Here is a 15,022-nt window from a genome sequence, read left to right as displayed (position 1 = left end):
TATTTCGGGACCGCGAAACTCTCGCGCATGGCTCGATATTCTGCGCCGCGGCCTCGTATTTCTTGCGACAGTTCGCTCGGGTACCCGTCGAAAGCGGGTGGATCGACCCCGACGGGGTCCGTATCCCGATACCCGCGCCTCTGGGGGGTGGTATTCGGGAAGGTTCGATCAGGATGCATCGGCATCCTGCGGTGGCGTTTCTCCTCCTCGACGCTGAGGGTTACTTGCATCACTAGGGTGACGTAGTTAACTAAGATACATACACCAGGGCTGCTGGTCCAGATCTCGGGGCGATGCTGTTGCCGTAGCCTCCCGGGCTGGTTACCCTCCAGTGAGATGTAAGTTCACCTAGTTAGCTATGAGGAGGTGCCTTGTCATGGTGGAGCATGTGTTCTCGCACTTGGCGCTGGTGGTGACCGACGTGGAGAAGGTCGCGACGTTCTATGTCGAAGGGCTCGGCTTCCGGCGGGGCGAGCGATACAGCGCCGCGGGACGCCGGGTGTCGGGTTTGATGGATATCGAGCCCGACGGCTTCGAGGGAGTGTTTCTCGGCCGCGGCGACTTTCGGCTCGAACTGCTCGGATACCGGACGCCGGTCGACGCGGGCGAACGGCCGCGGATCGCCTCGAAGCCCGGCTACGCTCACACGAGCTTCGTCGTGGACGATTTCGAGCGGGCCATCGAGGCGATCGAGAGGGCAGGTGGGCGGCTGCTGCACCGCCTGCACAATCAGTACGTCGGACCGGGGGAGACGGCGATCGCGTTCTGCGCCGACCCCGACGGCAACCGGGTCGAACTGATATGGCATCCCTCGCAGGGGGAGGCCGACGCGCACATCGGCTTTCTAGGGATAGCCGGAATCGGTTGGCCGGCAAGGAATCAGATTGCGGTGGGGTCCAGGTGAACACTGCGGGCCTCGACATCGGCATGGTGATGGTCCGCTTGGCGTTGGGCCCGATGTTGGTGGTGCACGGCTGGAACAAGGCATTCGGCCTCGGCGGCCTGACGGGGACGACCGGGTGGTTCGAGTCGATGGGGTTCAGGCCTGCCCGGCTGCATGCGCGGATCGGGGCGGCGAGCGAGATCTGCGCCGGGATACTGCTGATCCTCGGTTTCCTGACCGGCCTGACCTGCGCGGCGTTCGTTGCTCTGATGGTGGTCGCCGCCGTCACCGGCCACCGGGGTAAGGGCTATTTCGTATTCAACGGGGGAGTCGAGTACGTCGTTCTCGTGGCGATGACGGCCGTTGGGGCGGCGGCCGCCGGGCCGGGGGAATGGTCGCTCGACCATGCGGTCGGCTGGACTGTCGCCGGTCCGTGGTGGGCGCTGGCCGCTGGGGTCGGCGGTGCGCTGGCCGGGCGGACGTTTGTTGCCGTTTCATGCCGTCCAGCATCCGAAGCTGTTGTGTCACAGGGAGAAGGAGAGAGAATATGACCGACGCTGCGAAGGGGGGGCCACTGCGGCCGCTCTTCGAATCGATCGAATTGCCCGGGGGGCTGGTGCTCCCCAACCGAGTCGCGATGCTCGCCATGACCCGGGTGCGCGCGCAGGTCGATGGGACGCCGACCGCCTTGATGGCGGAGTACTACGCACAGCGCGCGGGTGCGGGGCTGGTGATCACGGAGTCGACCCCTGTGAGCGAGACCGGTCGCGGCTTCCTGACGGCTCCGGGTATGTACACCATCGAACATGCCCTCGGCTGGAAGCGGGTAGTCGAGGCGGTGCATGCCGCGGGCGGAACGATCGTTTTGCAGATCAATCATGTCGGGCGCGCGAACAATCTGCTGCACCGGCCCGTGCCGCTGCGGCCGGTGGCGCCGTCCGAGGTCCGTATCCCGCGCAAGAGCCGCAAGATCACCGTCAATATTCCGCGTGTCACACCGTACGATCGCCCCCGCGCGCTGGCGACCGAGGAGGTGCCGCTCGTGGTCGACGAGTACGCCCGCGCGACACGCCTGGCGGTATTCGCCGGATTCGACGGCGTTCAGGTGCACGCGGACTCCGGCTATCTCATCCACCAGTTCCTCTCGACCAACGTCAACCTGCGCACCGACCGCTACGGCGGGTCGCCGGAGAACCGTGCGCGGTTCCTGCTCGAGGTGCTCGACGCGGTCGTGGCCGTCAACGGGCCCGAGTATGTATCGGTCAAGCTGACACCTGGCTTCGATGTGCACGAAATCGAGGAAACCGACATCGATGAGAAGTATCCCTACGTCATCGATGAGCTGAACAAGCGCAAGGGGCTGTCGTTCCTGCATCTGTACTTCACCGATCTGCAGAACTCGCCGGTGTTCGAGAAGCTGGCGGCACAGTTCGACGGAGCCGTACTCGGCGAGGGAAGTCTGGCACCGCAGGCATATGCGCGGATGCTGGCTGCCGGTGAGATGCAGATGACCGGTTTTGCGCGGCCGTTCATCGCCAATCCCGACTATCTCGAACGCATCGCGAACGGCTGGCCCCTGTCCCGACCGGACTCGGATCTCATCTACTACCCCGGCGCCGAGGGGTACGCCGATTATCCGCAGTACGACCCGGCCGATGCCGACGCAACGGTTCTCGGTCGCGAGGCGGATGCCGGCGTCAACCCGCTCTCCGCATAGGAGGATCGAATCGGTTGGTCGCCACGGGGGTTCGGGTTCTGCGCGGATCGGCCGCAGTTCCCGTGTTGACGCCTCGAATCTCCTCTTGTATAACTAGGTTAGTGACCTGAAAAGGAGCTTGTCGTGTCTGTTCCCATCGCCGCGGTCCCCCTGGAGGATGCCGGTCTTCCCGCGCTCGATCTCCGATCGGCAAGGTTCGCCGACGATCCGAGGGCCGTACTCGCCGAGGCGCTCGCGCGAGGCCCGCTCGCGATCAGTAGGCGTGGCGTCGAAGTGCTGTCCTACGAAGCGATTTCGCAGGCGTTCGTCTCCGAGCATCTCGACACCGCCGGACCCGAGCACTACACCGAACTCGGGGCGGGCCCGAATCTGCTGGGCTGGGTCGACAGTGGCCTCCTGTCGACCATGGGGCGCACTCGCCACGACCCGATCCGCCGACTGCTGCTGATGGCGCTCAACTTTCGCAACATCGAAGCCCAGCGGACCTTCGTGAACGAGACCGCCCGGCGCATGGCGGCCCCGTGGCTCGACAGGGGTGAGGTCGACCTCGTCGGCGATTTCACCGAGTATTACCCCATCAACGTCCTGTCGGCGATGATCGGATTTCCCGCCGCGGACATCCCCGGCTTCGCCAGGGCGGCACACGAACTGCATCTGCTGGCCGCGGTCCCGATGGCCCCCGGATTCCCGCGCATCGAGCAGGCCCTCGCCGACCTCGCCGACTACGTGCGCGATCTGCTGGACAAGCGCCGGGCGCAGCCGGGGGACGACTTCGTCAGCGCCCTGCTCGCGGCCCAGCAGGACCAGCGCAAGCTGAGCGAGGACGAACTGGTCGGCCAATTGGTCAACCTCATCTTCGCGGGCATGGGCACCACCACCAAACAACTCGCATCGGCCGCCGCCGATATCGTCCAGGCCGGCCGGTGGGAGTATCTCGCGGCGAATCCCGGGCAGATCGGCCGGGCTATCGACGAATCGCTGCGCTTCTCACCCGTCACCCAGTTCGTCGTGCGAATCACGCAGGAGGACTTCGAGTTCCAGGGGATCCGAATCCCGCGCGGTACCAGGATGCTACTGAATCTGCTCGCGGCCAGCCGTGATCCGCGTAAGTTCCCCGATCCGGGGACCTTCGACATCTCACGGATCACCGACGATTCCCGGCTGCCCTTCGGGTGGGGTGTGCACCGCTGCCTCGGGCAGCCGCTGGCCCGGTTGCTGATGGAGGAGGGGCTGCGCGTCATGCTCGAGAATCTGACCGATGTGGCTCTCGTGGAACGCGATCGCGGCCCGCATCCGGCGCAGATGCTGGGCGGGCCGAACAGCCTCACACTCACCTTTGGGCGGCGCTGATATGTGCAAGGTCGTTTACCGTCACGCCGACGGCACCGAAACCGCACTCGATGCGGACGAGGGGCAGTCACTGATGAATATCGCCGTCCAGCACGGTGTTCCCGGAATAATCGGGGAATGCGGCGGTGAATTGATGTGCGCGACATGCCATGTGTATGTCGTATCGCCGGAAACCGGAGGCCCGGCAACCGAAGAGGAAGACGAGATGCTGGAGTTCGCCGCCTGCCCGCGCCGGGAGAACAGCCGGTTGTGCTGTCAGCTCGTGGTCGGCCCCGACGTCGAATTCGTCGTGGAGACACCGGAGGCGCAGCGTTGAGGGGCGGCGGTGTGGTGGTGATCGGCGGCGGCCAGGCCGGCGCCGAGACAGTCCTGGCGCTACGCGCGGCGGGATACGAGGATCCGGTGACGCTCGTCTGCGCGGAACCCGAGCTCCCCTACCGGCGCCCGCCGCTGTCGAAGGGATTCCTCGACCACTCCGAGGTTTCCGACGAACTTCCGGTGCGTGCTCGGGCCGTCTACGACGCTCAACGAATCGGTCTTCGCCTGGGCGCTCGTGTCGTCTCGATCGATCGTCCCGGGCGCCTGGTCGGTCTGGATGACGGCGACGAGTTGTCCTACGACTGGCTCGTGCTGGCGACGGGCGCCGAGCCCCGGCGCCTCCCGATGGAGGGCGCCGAGGCCTCGGGAGTCCACGTCCTGCGCAGCATTCACGATGCCGATGCGCTGCGGGGGGCCTTGGACAAGGCGCAGAGCGTAGTTGTTGTCGGCGGTGGTTTCATCGGGCTCGAGGTCGCGGTCAGCGCGCGTAAGCGCGGCGCGGCCGTCGCAGTCCTCGAAATGGCGCCCCGCCTGATGGGGCGCGCGGTCTCCGCGGAACTGTCGGACTATGCGCTCGGCTTCCATCGGGAGATGGGGACACAGATCCGGCTCGGGGACTCCCTTGCCTCGATCGAAACCTCCGGCGGCATCCTGTGCGGGGTGACCACGGCCGCGGGAACGGCACTGCCCGCCGACGTCCTGGTCGTCGGCGTGGGAGTGCGAGTCGAGGACAGTCTGGCCGCGGCCGCGGGCCTGGCCGTCGACGACGGCATCCTGGTCGATGAATTTCTCCGCACCCGGGACCCTCGAATTTTCGCCGTCGGCGACTGCGCCCGCTTCCCGACGCGCTTCGCCCCGGGCAGCGTGCGGCTGGAGTCGGTGCAGAATGCGACCGGACAGGCGCTGCACGTCGCCACGGCGATCGCGACCGGGAACGCAGAGGCGTATGACGAGGTGCCGTGGTTCTGGAGCCACCAGGGCGACCTGCGCATCCAGATGGCGGGACTCACCACCGGCCACGATCGGACCCTGCTGACCGGTGCGGTCGAGGCCGGCCGATTCTCGGTGCTGTGTTTCCGGGAGGGCGTTCTGGTCGGTGTCGACTCCGTGAGCGACGTGCGGTCCCATCAGTCGGCTCGCAGGCTCGTGGGTTCTCACAACCCTGTGACCTATGCAGAGGCGTCCGCCGCGGATTTCGATCTCAAGACGCGGGCACTGGCGCGGGAGAGCCGATGAGAACCCTCTACCAGGTCGACGCTTTCACGCAGTGGCCGTTCACTGGAAACCCGGCGGGTGTGGTGCTGGACGCGGACGGGCTGAGTGACGAGCAGATGCTCGCCCTCGCGCGTGAACTCAACAATTCCGAGACCGCGTTCGTGCTGTCCGCCGACGCCGGTGACCACGACATGCGGGTGCGGTTCTTCACTCCGACGACCGAGGTGCCGACCTGTGGTCACGCCACGGTCGCAACGCACTTCGCCCGTACCGTCGAGCACGACCTACCGGCACATACGGTTGTGCAGAAGACCGGGTCCGGACTGCTCCAACGTATACACGTCGAACGGGAAGACGGGCGTGTACGCATCCGAATGCACCAAGGCACACCACATTTCGAGGCCATCCTCGACGGCGAGCAGCTGAGCGGGCTCGTCACGGCGCTCGGCATCGATCGTAGCGATCTGGCCGGCAGCCCCGTGCAGATCGTGTCGACCGGCCACTCGAAGGTCATCGTGGAGGTGAACACCCGCGCCGTTGTCGATGCCATCGCGCCCGACCTGCCGGCGTTGGCCGCACTGAGCCGGGACGTCGGCTCCAACGGGTACATGGTCTTCACGATGGATGCCGGGCCTGACGCCCTCACCTGGTCGCGCATGTTCGCTCCCGCGATCGGTATCAGCGAGGACCCCGTCACCGGCAACGGGCACGGCCCCCTCGGCGCCTACCTCGTCCACCACGACCGCGCAGCCCTCACCGACGGCGCTCTGAGTTTCACCGGACGTCAGGGAGAGGCCATGCACCGCCCGGGCGATGTCGAGGTCCACATCCGCCGGCAACCGGGCGATCACCTCGACGTCAGTATCACAGGCGACGCGGTCACCGCTTTTCGGACGGAGATCGCGATCGGCTGACGATGATAGTTAACTAAGTATGACATGATCGATATTCGGACCGATATGGCGTAGGACTCACGATGCGACTTGCTCCCACCGACGAAATCCGCGAGTTCCAGCTCGCGGTGCGTGCGCACATCGCGACGCACCGTCCGGACCTGCCGCGTCTGCCAGGCACCCGGAGCCCGGACAGCGTCGATCTCCCGGCGTACCGGGCGTGGTGCGGGAGTCTGTTCTCCGCGGGCTTGATGGGGTCGGACTGGCCCGTCGAGTGGGGCGGCTCGGGCGTTACGAATCCGTTGCGGGACTTCGTACTCGACGAGGAGCTGGCGGCGGCGCAGGTGCCCAGGGCGATCGGGGCGTGGAATCTGGTGTGCGGTACGCTGTTCGAGTACGGCAGCGAGCGGCAGAAGGCTACTCACCTCCCGCGAATACGATCCTTCGACGACCTGTGGTGTCAGCTCTTCAGCGAGCCTGAAGCGGGCAGTGACCTTGCCGCACTTCGTACTACGGCCAGAGTCGACGGCGACGGGTGGATCGTCCACGGGCAGAAGGTGTGGACCACCCATGCCCACATAGCGGACTTGGGATTTCTGCTCGCGCGCACCGACCCACTGGCGTCCAAGCATGCGGGCATCAGCGCGTTCATCGTCGATATGAGCGCGCCGGGCGTCACCGTGCGCCCGCTTCGGGACATCACAGGCGCCAGCGACTTCAACGAGGTGTTCCTGGACGACGTGCGGCTGCCCGCCGGCGCGATGATCGGTGCGCCGGGGCAGGGCTGGGAGATAGCGCGGTCCGCCCTGGCCCGCGAGCGATCCCACAGTGTGCGTGAGGATCCGGTGGTGGCGAAGGTCGAACGCCTGGTGGGCATCGCGGGCCGGACCGCCGATTCCACGGGTACGACCCTGGCCGACCGGCGTGATGTCCGTCAGCGACTCGGTCAGTTGTATGCGCGTGCCCGGGCGACCGACCTGCTCGGGTTCGAAGGGGTGCTGCGCGAGGCGTCCGGAGCGGACCGATCGTACGACGCGCCGGTAGTGAAGCTGATGTTCTCCGAGGCGAACCTCGATGCGGTCACCTATGCGGCCGAACTACTCGGCGAGCAGGCGGTCCACGGCGAGGACGATCCGCAGGCGCCGGACGACGGTTACTGGCAGAAGGCATGGCTTTTCGCGCGCGGTTACACGATCTCCGCGGGGTCCAACGAGATCCTGCGCAACCTCGTCGCCGAGCGCGGTCTCGGCCTGCCCCGTTAGGACGATGATGCCTCTTTCCATATCCGACCAGGACGACCTGCGCAGCGCCACCAGGGACGTGCTCGAGGCACTCTGCACCTCCGAGAAGGTCAGGGCGCGAACGGAATCGCCCGGCAAGTTCGATGCAGAGCTGTGGAAGCGCGGGGTCGACCTCGGATGGAACGCGCTGGCGGTGCCCGAGCAATACGATGGCCTCGGCCTGTCGGTCGCCGAGGCATGCATTGTGGCCGAGGAGTTCGGTCGCGTGGGTCAGGCCAGTCCGCTTCCCGCGACTCTCGGCGTCGCCTTCGTGGTGTCCGAGTTCGGTTCGGAGCGTGTGAAGACGCAATGGTTGCCGCGCGTCGCAGCAGGCGCCGCGCTGTCGTGGGCGAGTGGTCGCGGCACCGCGCGGCCGTCGTCCTCGCTGACTCTGCGCGAGTCCGAAGACGGGTTCGTGCTGGACGGCGCGATCGAGTGGTTGCCCGACGGTCCCACGGCCGCAGGGTTTCTGGTGCCGGCGCGGCTCGGCACGCGCGATGTGGCCGTCATGCTGGATGCCACGGATCCCGGTGTCGATGTCGGCCCCATGCAGTCGCTGGACATCGGACGTCTGCACGGCCGGTTGAGCTGCACCGGGGTCGCGATCGGCGCCCCAGCGGTGCTGCACGAGGGCGCGGCCGAGGCGCTGTTCGACGTCGCGGTGGCGCTGCAATGCGCGGAGACGGTGGGTTTGTCGAACGCACTGCTGTCGATGACGATCGCCTACGTACAGTCGCGGGTCCAATTCGGGCGTCCGATCGGAAGCTTCCAGGCGCTCAAGCATCGGATCGCGGACATGCTCGTGCTGTGCGAGGCCGCTCGCGCGACGACGTCGGAGGCTGCGGCGCTGCTCGCCGATTCGATCGGCGGCGCCTCGGAGGCGGTGAGTGTGGCCAAGTCGACCACGGGCCGCGCCGGGAATTGCGTTGCGTCCGAGGCACTGCAATTGCACGGTGGTATCGGCTTCACGTGGGAGCACGACCTTCATATCTTCTTGCGGCGCGCGAAGGTGAACGAACTTCTTCTCGGGACGCCGGAGTGGCACGACGATCGTCTGACCGCGTTCGTGCTGGCGCGCATCGGTTCCGAGGCGAGTTGATGCCGCAGTCCGATTCCGGACCACGAGGTAGGAGAACGATGGCGGATTCTGGTGCGGCCAACGGATCGGTGCCCGCCGCTCGCGCGGCGGCGCACCGAATTCCGAAGATGGCCGAGGTTATCGCCGCCGAATTGCGGTCGAGAATTCTCCAGGGTGAGCTCGAGCCGGGGGAGTCGCTGCTGAGCGAGGCGATCCTGATGGATCAGTACGAGGTTTCGCGCCCCACGCTTCGTGAGGCGTTGCGGCTGCTGGAGGCGCAGGACCTCATCTCTGTGCGGCGTGGTTCGCATCGCGGCCCGGTCGTCAATCTTCCGGATGTGGGTGTCGCGGCCCGGGCCGTCGCGATCCAGCTGCAGATCCGTAAGACGACGCTTGCGGATGTCTATCGGTTCCGGATGCTGTACGAGCCGCCTGCGGCCCGGCTCGCCGCGATGAATGCGACCCCCGAGAGCGTGCGGCTACTGCGCCGGGGCTTGGACGACGAGGCGGCGGCGATCGGCGACAGCGCCGCCTATGCGGCGGCGGCATGGCAATTTCACTCGGTCCTGATGGACCTGAGCGGGAATACGACCATGGCCGTGGTCACCGAGGGGCTGCAGCACATCAGCGAGCAGCATTCCGCCCGCGGGATGGTGAGTCTGCCGGACCAGAGAGAGCAGCAGGAGCGCTCGTTCAAGGCGCACTGCAGATTGGTCGACCTGATCGAGATGGGCGATGGCGCCAGGGCGGAGGAGTTCTGGGCCCGTCATATGGAACTGGTCCGCGAGGTGCAGTCGGGCTGGTCGGAGGATCAGCACATCACCGAACTGCTCGACTGACCGCGCGCCACTCGACCGGTTCAGAGATTGAGCACTACGAAAGGTACTGACATGGGCCACCTCGACGGGAAGGTCGCAATCGTCACCGGCGCGACGCGCAGCATGGGCATGGCCATCGCGCTCGGCTTGGCAGAGGAGGGCGCCCGGCTCGCCTGCCTGGGACGCAGTGCGCCCGAGGGTGAAGTGATCGCGGAGCGGTTGCGCAACAAGGGATTCGACGCCACCTTCATTCAGACGGACATCAGCTCCGAGGAGTCGGTCTCGGGCGCCGTCGCGATGGTGGCCGGACGGTACGGCCGCCTGGACATCATCGTCAACAATGCTGCGGCGACCGAGATCCTTCGTGTCGAGGGTGGTGTCTCGGCGATCGAGGAGACGACGGAGCGGTTCGATCGCATGATGAAAGTCGGTGTCTACGGTCCCTTCTGGCTCGCGAAGTACGGTATCCCGCACATCATCGCCAGCGGGGGCGGCGGCTCCGTGGTCAACATCGGTTCCATGAGTTCGCAGCGCGTCGAGAGCGCGATGCTGGGCTACTCGACGTCGAAGGCGGCGTTGGAGGGGTTCACGCGTCAGCTGGCGCACGACTTCGCCGATGAGGGGATCCGGGTCAACCTCGTGCTGCTCGGCTCGATCGCGAGCGACGAGACCGCCTATCTGCACAACGATCCGGTGAACGGCGCCGCGCGCGCCGACAACCGGATGATCAGGAAGGCGGGCACGCCGCGGGATCTCGCCAACCTTGTCCTGTTCCTTGCTTCGGACCTGAGTGCGTACATGACCGCCGCGATGGTGCCCCTGGACGGCGGCGCCATGGCGAAATATCCGGTGCCGCGCATCGCCTCGACGCCGTTATCGGAGTGAGGCGTGTCATCTCAGGGACTCGACTTCCGTCTCATATATAACTATGATTACTATCAGTACTAGGAAGGACTAATAGTGATCAGGTGGACAACGAGCGAACTCGATTCTGTCGATGCGGTTTTCGACCGCGCGTTCGAGGCCGTGCCCGACCGGCTGTACCTCGATTTCGGCGCCGAGCATCACACCTACGCCGATGTGGCCGCGCTCACCGCACGCACGGCCCGCGGGTTGGCGGAACTCGGGGTGGGCAAGGGCGATCGAGTCGTCACCGTGCTGGACAACAACATCGACCACGTTGCCGCGATGCTGGCCACCAGCCGGCTCGGGGCTGTTCTCGTGCCGGTGAATACCGCCTACCGCGGTGAATTCCTGCGTCATCAGATCGCCGACTCCGGTGCGAAAATCGTTATCGCCGAGCATGATTACGCCGAGCGGATCTTCGATGTCGCGGCGGGGCTCGGCGATGTGCGCGCAGTCCTGCGTCGTGGCAACGAGGTGACGGATACGCGGTCGCTGGGGCATCACGACGGTATCGATCTGCTGTCGCTCGACGAGCTTCGCGAAGGCGCGGACGACAGGCTGCCCGCACCCGTCGCCGCACCGTCGGACCTGTGCTGTTTCGTCTACACGGCCGGCACTACCGGGCCCTCCAAGGGCTGCATGATCAGTCACAACTACTTCGTCAACACGACTCGGCAGTATCTGCAGGTCAGTGGCCGTGGCAAGCAGCACCACACCTGGACGCCGTTACCGCTGTTCCACTTCAACGCCTGGAACTGCACGGTGCTGCCCACCGCCGTCTTGCACAGCAGCGCCACCATCGCCCCCCGCTTCTCGCTGTCCGGCTTCTGGCCGGAGATCGAACGGTCGGGCGCGACGATGACGACACTGCTCGGTACGATCCTGAGCCTGATCGCCAATGCTCCCGACAGCGAGGCGGCGAAACGGTGCTACGGCCAGCTCGAGATCGTTCAGGGCGCACCCTTCCCGCCCGAGTTGGAGAAGAAGTGGAAGGAGCGCTTCGGCGTCGGGTGGACCGGAGCCAATGTCTTCGGCCTCACCGAATGCTGCATGACGACGAGTCTGTCGCATGGTGAGATCGCCAAGTCCGGTAGTTCGGGCCGTCGCAACGAGGATTTCGATGTCCGCATCTTCGACGACGAGGACAACGAACTTCCCGCGGGGGAGGTCGGTGAGATCGTGGTGCGGCCACTGAAACCGCACGTCATGTTCGAGGGCTATTGGAACCGGCCCGACGCCACCCAGAACCTGATGCGCAACATGTGGTTTCACACCGGAGACCTCGGCAGGTTCGACGAGGACGACTTCTTCTACTTCGTCGACCGCAAGAAGGATTACCTGCGCCGGCGGGGCGAGAACATCTCCTCCTTCGAGATGGAGACCGCCTTCCAGCAGCATCCGGACGTGGTGGATGTCGCGGTCCATTCGGTCCTGTCGGATGTCGGTGAGGACGATGTGAAGGTGACCGCCGTGCTGGCCGAGGGCGCTGTGCTCACGCCCGAAGTGCTGTGCAAGTGGTCGGTGGAACGGCTTCCGTACTTCGCGATTCCGCGCTACATCGAGTTCCGGGCCGAGTTGCCGAAGAACCCGGTCGGGCGGGTGCTGAAGTATGCGCTTCGTGATGAGGGGGTCACCGCGGGCACGTGGGACCGCGAGAAGTCGGGCATCGAATTCGGTAAGCGCTGAACGACTTCGGCAAGCTTCGGCTGAACGATTTCGGAAGGCATCGAAAGACCCGAAAGACCCCGAAAGGTCGGAACCCCGCCCGTTTCCGGGCGGGGTTCCGGCCTTTCAGTGATCCCGTGCGTCGTAGCGGGCGCGGATCAGGGGGCGAGCTGACCGAACGGGCGGATGACCAGTTCTTCGATGGTGACATTTTCGGGCTGAGCAAGCACATGAACGGTGGCCGCTGCGGCAGCCGCCGGATCCATAGGGGTGAAGGTGCCGTAATGCGCTGTCCTGTCGGCGTTTCCGACATCGATCCGCGCGTCGCTGCGGATGTGGTCGACCAGCTCGCTTTCCATGCGGCCGGGCAGGAGCAGGCAGCAGCGGATGCCGCGGGGGGTCAGGCTCAGGCGCATCGAAGAGAACGCGCTGTCCAGGCCGCCCTTGCTGGCGCTGTAGACCGTCAGGTCCGCGATCGCGGTGCGAGTGACCGTCGAACCGACGAGCACGACATCACGGGGCCCGGTCGCGGGGAAGTGCGGCAGGCTCGCCCGGACGGTGTGCAGCGAGCCCAGCAGATTGGTTCGCAGCACGTCCTCCCACAGGACCGGATCGCCGGTGGCCACGTCGGTTGCCGTGGTGACCGCCGCGTTGGCGATCACGCCATCGATGCCGCCGAACCGGGCCGCCCCCTGCTCGGCGGCGGACCGGATCGAGGCGTAGTCGCGCACATCCGCCGCGGCGGCGTATATCTGTGCGGGCCAGCGCGATTCGAGTTTCTCGAGGCGATCGATCCGGCGCGCGACCGCGACGACCCGCGCGCCGGCCTCGGCGAGAGCGTGCACGATCGCCTCACCCAGACCGGCCGATGCTCCCGTGACCAAAATTGTTCTACCGACAACGCTCACTGTGCCTCCTTGGACAGCGATGGGGACTCGCGGAATGCTTGCCCGGCGCGCTCGATCGTGATCGGGCGCAGATCGGGGAAATGCGTGCTGGCGATGGGGGTTTCGGCGTCGGCGAAGCGTCCGAACCAGGACATTCGTTCGTGGACGACGCCCGATGGATCGGCATCCACGCCACCGAGCCAGCCGGGGTGGGTGAACTCCAGCGGATGATGCGCGAGGTCGCCGATCAGCGCCAGCTCCGCTCCCTGGTCGGAGACGAACACGATCGAATTGCCGGGGGTATGTCCCGGACAGTGCACCACGCGAAGCCACGGCAGGATGTCGGTGTCCGTCGTCCATGTCCGGACTTGTGACGCGGTGGGTTCCATGGCCGTTCGCACCCGGGGGTCGGCCTCACCGATCACGAACCAGCGCCAGTCCTCCTCGTGGCAGACGTACTGTGCGTGGGGAAAGGTGGTCCGGCCGGCCGAGGAGGCCCCGCCGCAGTGATCGAAATGCAAGTGGGTGAATACGACGTGTGTGACGTCCGCGGGCGCGACTCCGGCCCGCTCGAGCTGCTCGACCAGCAGCCCGCTGGTGTGCAGTCTGCCTTTGTCCTCGGCGACCGCGAACGACTCGCCGCCGCCGGTGTCGACCAGGACGACGGCGTCGTCCCGGCCGGACAGCAGATAGCCGCCGTAGTCCAGCGGCACGTTCCCGTCCTCGTCGAGCCGGTCCTCGGCGGCCAGGTCGTCCGGGCCGGCGAACGGGTACAGCACATGCGGGGCGACGCCCATGTGGCCGTCCAGGATCGGGTGGACTCGCACCGACCCGACCTGAAAGTCCGCCGGGCTCACAGCAACTCCAGGATCGTCGCGTTCGCGAGCCCACCACCTTCGCACATGGTCTGCAGCCCGTATCGGATTCCGCCGCGAGACATGCGGTAGATGAGCGTCGTCATCAGCCGCGCGCCCGACCCGCCCAGTGGATGGCCGAGTGCGATGGCCCCGCCGTCGGGGTTGACGACCTTCTCCTCGGCGCCGGTTTCGGCTATCCAGGCGAGGGGAACCGATGCGAAGGCCTCGTTGACCTCGAACGTTCCGATGTCGTCGATGGTTAGTCCCGCCTTGGCCAGGGCTTTGGCGGTGGCCGGGATCGGTCCGCTCAACATGATCATCGGGTCGTCCCCGACCACGACCGCGGTGTGTACGCGCACCAGGGGAGTCAGGCCGAGTGCCGCGGCACGCTCACTGGTCATCACCAGTAATGCCGCCGAGCCATCGCTGATCTGCGAGCTGTTGCCCGCGGTGATGACGCCGCTCTCGGTGAAGGCCGGACGCAGACCCGCCAGTCGCTCGAGCGATGTCGTCCGCCGAATCCCCTCGTCGGCGCGGATCACGGTGTCCTGGACGGGAATCTCGGTGATCTGCGCGTCGAAGGCGCCGGAGTCCTGGGCGTGCGCGGCCCGCTCGTGCGACTGGAGGCTGTACTCGTCGAGGCGCTCACGCGAGAGGTTCCATCGCTCCGCCATGCGTTCCGCCCCGACGCCCTGATGCGGTTCGACATTCTCGTATCGGGCCAAAAGCCTTGGGGAATTCGGGGTTTGGCCGTTGGTGCCCATGGATGAGCCGATCGGCACCCGGCTCATCGATTCGATGCCGCCGGCCACGGCGATCTCGTACTGACCGCTGATGACTCCGGCCGCCGCGAAGTGGACGGCCTGTTGCGAGGAGCCACACTGGCGGTCGACGGTCGTCCCCGGCACGGACTCCGGCCACCCGGCGGCGAGTACGGCATTGCGGGCCACGTTGACGCCCTGTTCGCCGACCTGGCCGACGCAGCCCCACACCACGTCGTCGATGAGCGCGGGGTCGATACCGGCCCGCTCGGTCAGTGCGTCCAGGACCGTTGCGGACAGGTCCACCGGGTGCAGCGGGGACAAGCCGCCGTTGCGTTTGCCTATGGGGCTGCGAACGGCGGCGACGATGACAGCGTCACGCATGGAAACCTCC

General features: G+C 66.3%; 15 protein-coding genes. 12 read left to right on the top strand and 3 right to left on the bottom strand.

Features of this window, described 5'->3' with window-relative positions:
• Positions 1-376 precede the first annotated feature (376 nt).
• From JZ791_RS03410 to JZ791_RS03355, 12 genes are all read left to right on the top strand, one after another.
• Positions 377-904 carry a VOC family protein gene (locus JZ791_RS03410; protein WP_216892641.1) on the top strand — a complete coding sequence of 176 codons (528 nt, stop codon included), beginning with the start codon at positions 377-379 and terminating at the stop codon, positions 902-904.
• Complete coding sequence (locus JZ791_RS03405) at positions 901-1,434, top strand: DoxX family protein (protein WP_308162747.1); 534 nt, start codon at positions 901-903, stop codon at positions 1,432-1,434. Before JZ791_RS03410 ends, JZ791_RS03405 begins: the two co-directional genes overlap by 4 nt.
• The gene (locus JZ791_RS03400) at positions 1,431-2,600 is read left to right on the top strand and encodes an alkene reductase (RefSeq protein WP_216892640.1); all 1,170 of its coding nucleotides are present in this window, start codon (positions 1,431-1,433) and stop codon (positions 2,598-2,600) included. The genes JZ791_RS03405 and JZ791_RS03400 overlap by 4 nt, the downstream gene beginning before the upstream one ends.
• Positions 2,601-2,723: 123 nt before the next feature.
• A complete protein-coding gene (locus JZ791_RS46395; RefSeq protein WP_216892639.1) occupies positions 2,724-3,950 on the top strand; it encodes a cytochrome P450 in 1,227 nt (408 codons plus the stop codon).
• Position 3,951: 1 nt separating this feature from the next.
• A complete protein-coding gene (locus JZ791_RS03390) occupies positions 3,952-4,266 on the top strand; it encodes a 2Fe-2S iron-sulfur cluster-binding protein (RefSeq protein ID WP_216892638.1) in 315 nt (104 codons plus the stop codon).
• On the top strand, positions 4,263-5,504 hold the full coding sequence (locus tag JZ791_RS03385) for an NAD(P)/FAD-dependent oxidoreductase (RefSeq protein ID WP_216892637.1): 1,242 nt from the start codon (positions 4,263-4,265) through the stop codon (positions 5,502-5,504). Before JZ791_RS03390 ends, JZ791_RS03385 begins: the two co-directional genes overlap by 4 nt.
• The gene (locus JZ791_RS03380) at positions 5,501-6,397 is read left to right on the top strand and encodes a PhzF family phenazine biosynthesis isomerase (protein WP_216892636.1); all 897 of its coding nucleotides are present in this window, start codon (positions 5,501-5,503) and stop codon (positions 6,395-6,397) included. Before JZ791_RS03385 ends, JZ791_RS03380 begins: the two co-directional genes overlap by 4 nt.
• 62 nt (positions 6,398-6,459) lie before the next feature.
• A complete protein-coding gene (locus JZ791_RS03375; RefSeq protein WP_216892635.1) occupies positions 6,460-7,638 on the top strand; it encodes an acyl-CoA dehydrogenase family protein in 1,179 nt (392 codons plus the stop codon).
• Between the two features lie 7 nt (positions 7,639-7,645).
• A complete protein-coding gene (locus tag JZ791_RS03370; protein ID WP_216892634.1) occupies positions 7,646-8,755 on the top strand; it encodes an acyl-CoA dehydrogenase family protein in 1,110 nt (369 codons plus the stop codon).
• 38 nt (positions 8,756-8,793) lie between these two features.
• Entirely contained in the window at positions 8,794-9,573 is a 780-nt protein-coding gene (locus tag JZ791_RS03365; protein WP_216892633.1) for a FadR/GntR family transcriptional regulator, read from the top strand.
• A gap of 51 nt (positions 9,574-9,624) precedes the next feature.
• Positions 9,625-10,437, top strand: coding sequence for an SDR family NAD(P)-dependent oxidoreductase (locus tag JZ791_RS03360; RefSeq protein WP_216892632.1), 813 nt, complete (start codon positions 9,625-9,627; stop codon positions 10,435-10,437).
• Between the two features lie 75 nt (positions 10,438-10,512).
• A complete protein-coding gene (locus JZ791_RS03355; RefSeq protein ID WP_308162746.1) occupies positions 10,513-12,144 on the top strand; it encodes an AMP-binding protein in 1,632 nt (543 codons plus the stop codon).
• 137 nt (positions 12,145-12,281) lie between these two features.
• On the opposite strand, the gene JZ791_RS03350 is transcribed toward JZ791_RS03355, so the two are convergent.
• From JZ791_RS03350 to JZ791_RS03340, 3 genes are read right to left on the bottom strand one after another with little or no spacing between them, the layout of a single operon-like run.
• Positions 12,282-13,031 carry an SDR family oxidoreductase gene (locus tag JZ791_RS03350; RefSeq protein WP_216892631.1) on the bottom strand — a complete coding sequence of 250 codons (750 nt, stop codon included), beginning with the start codon at positions 13,029-13,031 and terminating at the stop codon, positions 12,282-12,284.
• Positions 13,028-13,867, bottom strand: a complete 840-nt coding sequence (locus JZ791_RS03345) for an MBL fold metallo-hydrolase (RefSeq protein ID WP_216892630.1) — start codon at positions 13,865-13,867, stop codon at positions 13,028-13,030. The genes JZ791_RS03350 and JZ791_RS03345 overlap by 4 nt, the downstream gene beginning before the upstream one ends.
• Positions 13,864-15,012: a thiolase family protein gene (locus tag JZ791_RS03340; protein WP_216892629.1), complete on the bottom strand. Its 1,149-nt coding sequence runs from the start codon at positions 15,010-15,012 to the stop codon at positions 13,864-13,866. The genes JZ791_RS03345 and JZ791_RS03340 overlap by 4 nt, the downstream gene beginning before the upstream one ends.
• Positions 15,013-15,022 lie beyond the last annotated feature (10 nt).

Source organism: Nocardia alni (assembly GCF_019038435.1).
Classification (GTDB): domain Bacteria; phylum Actinomycetota; class Actinomycetes; order Mycobacteriales; family Mycobacteriaceae; genus Nocardia; species Nocardia alni.
Note: the sequence above shows the minus strand (reverse complement) of the source record. Positions and strands in the feature narration are given on the sequence as shown.

What these genes read in the sequence shown, in the direction of transcription:
- JZ791_RS03410 (WP_216892641.1), top strand. Translation starts at nt 377, where the DNA reads ATGGTGGAGCATGTGTTCTCGCACTTGGCGCTGGTGGTGACCGACGTG.
- JZ791_RS03400 (WP_216892640.1), top strand. Translation starts at nt 1,431, where the DNA reads ATGACCGACGCTGCGAAGGGGGGGCCACTGCGGCCGCTCTTCGAATCG.
- JZ791_RS03390 (WP_216892638.1), top strand. Translation starts at nt 3,952, where the DNA reads ATGTGCAAGGTCGTTTACCGTCACGCCGACGGCACCGAAACCGCACTC.
- JZ791_RS03380 (WP_216892636.1), top strand. Translation starts at nt 5,501, where the DNA reads ATGAGAACCCTCTACCAGGTCGACGCTTTCACGCAGTGGCCGTTCACT.
- JZ791_RS03375 (WP_216892635.1), top strand. Translation starts at nt 6,460, where the DNA reads ATGCGACTTGCTCCCACCGACGAAATCCGCGAGTTCCAGCTCGCGGTG.
- JZ791_RS03370 (WP_216892634.1), top strand. Translation starts at nt 7,646, where the DNA reads ATGCCTCTTTCCATATCCGACCAGGACGACCTGCGCAGCGCCACCAGG.
- JZ791_RS03365 (WP_216892633.1), top strand. Translation starts at nt 8,794, where the DNA reads ATGGCGGATTCTGGTGCGGCCAACGGATCGGTGCCCGCCGCTCGCGCG.
- JZ791_RS03360 (WP_216892632.1), top strand. Translation starts at nt 9,625, where the DNA reads ATGGGCCACCTCGACGGGAAGGTCGCAATCGTCACCGGCGCGACGCGC.
- JZ791_RS03340 (WP_216892629.1), bottom strand. Translation starts at nt 15,012, where the DNA reads ATGCGTGACGCTGTCATCGTCGCCGCCGTTCGCAGCCCCATAGGCAAA.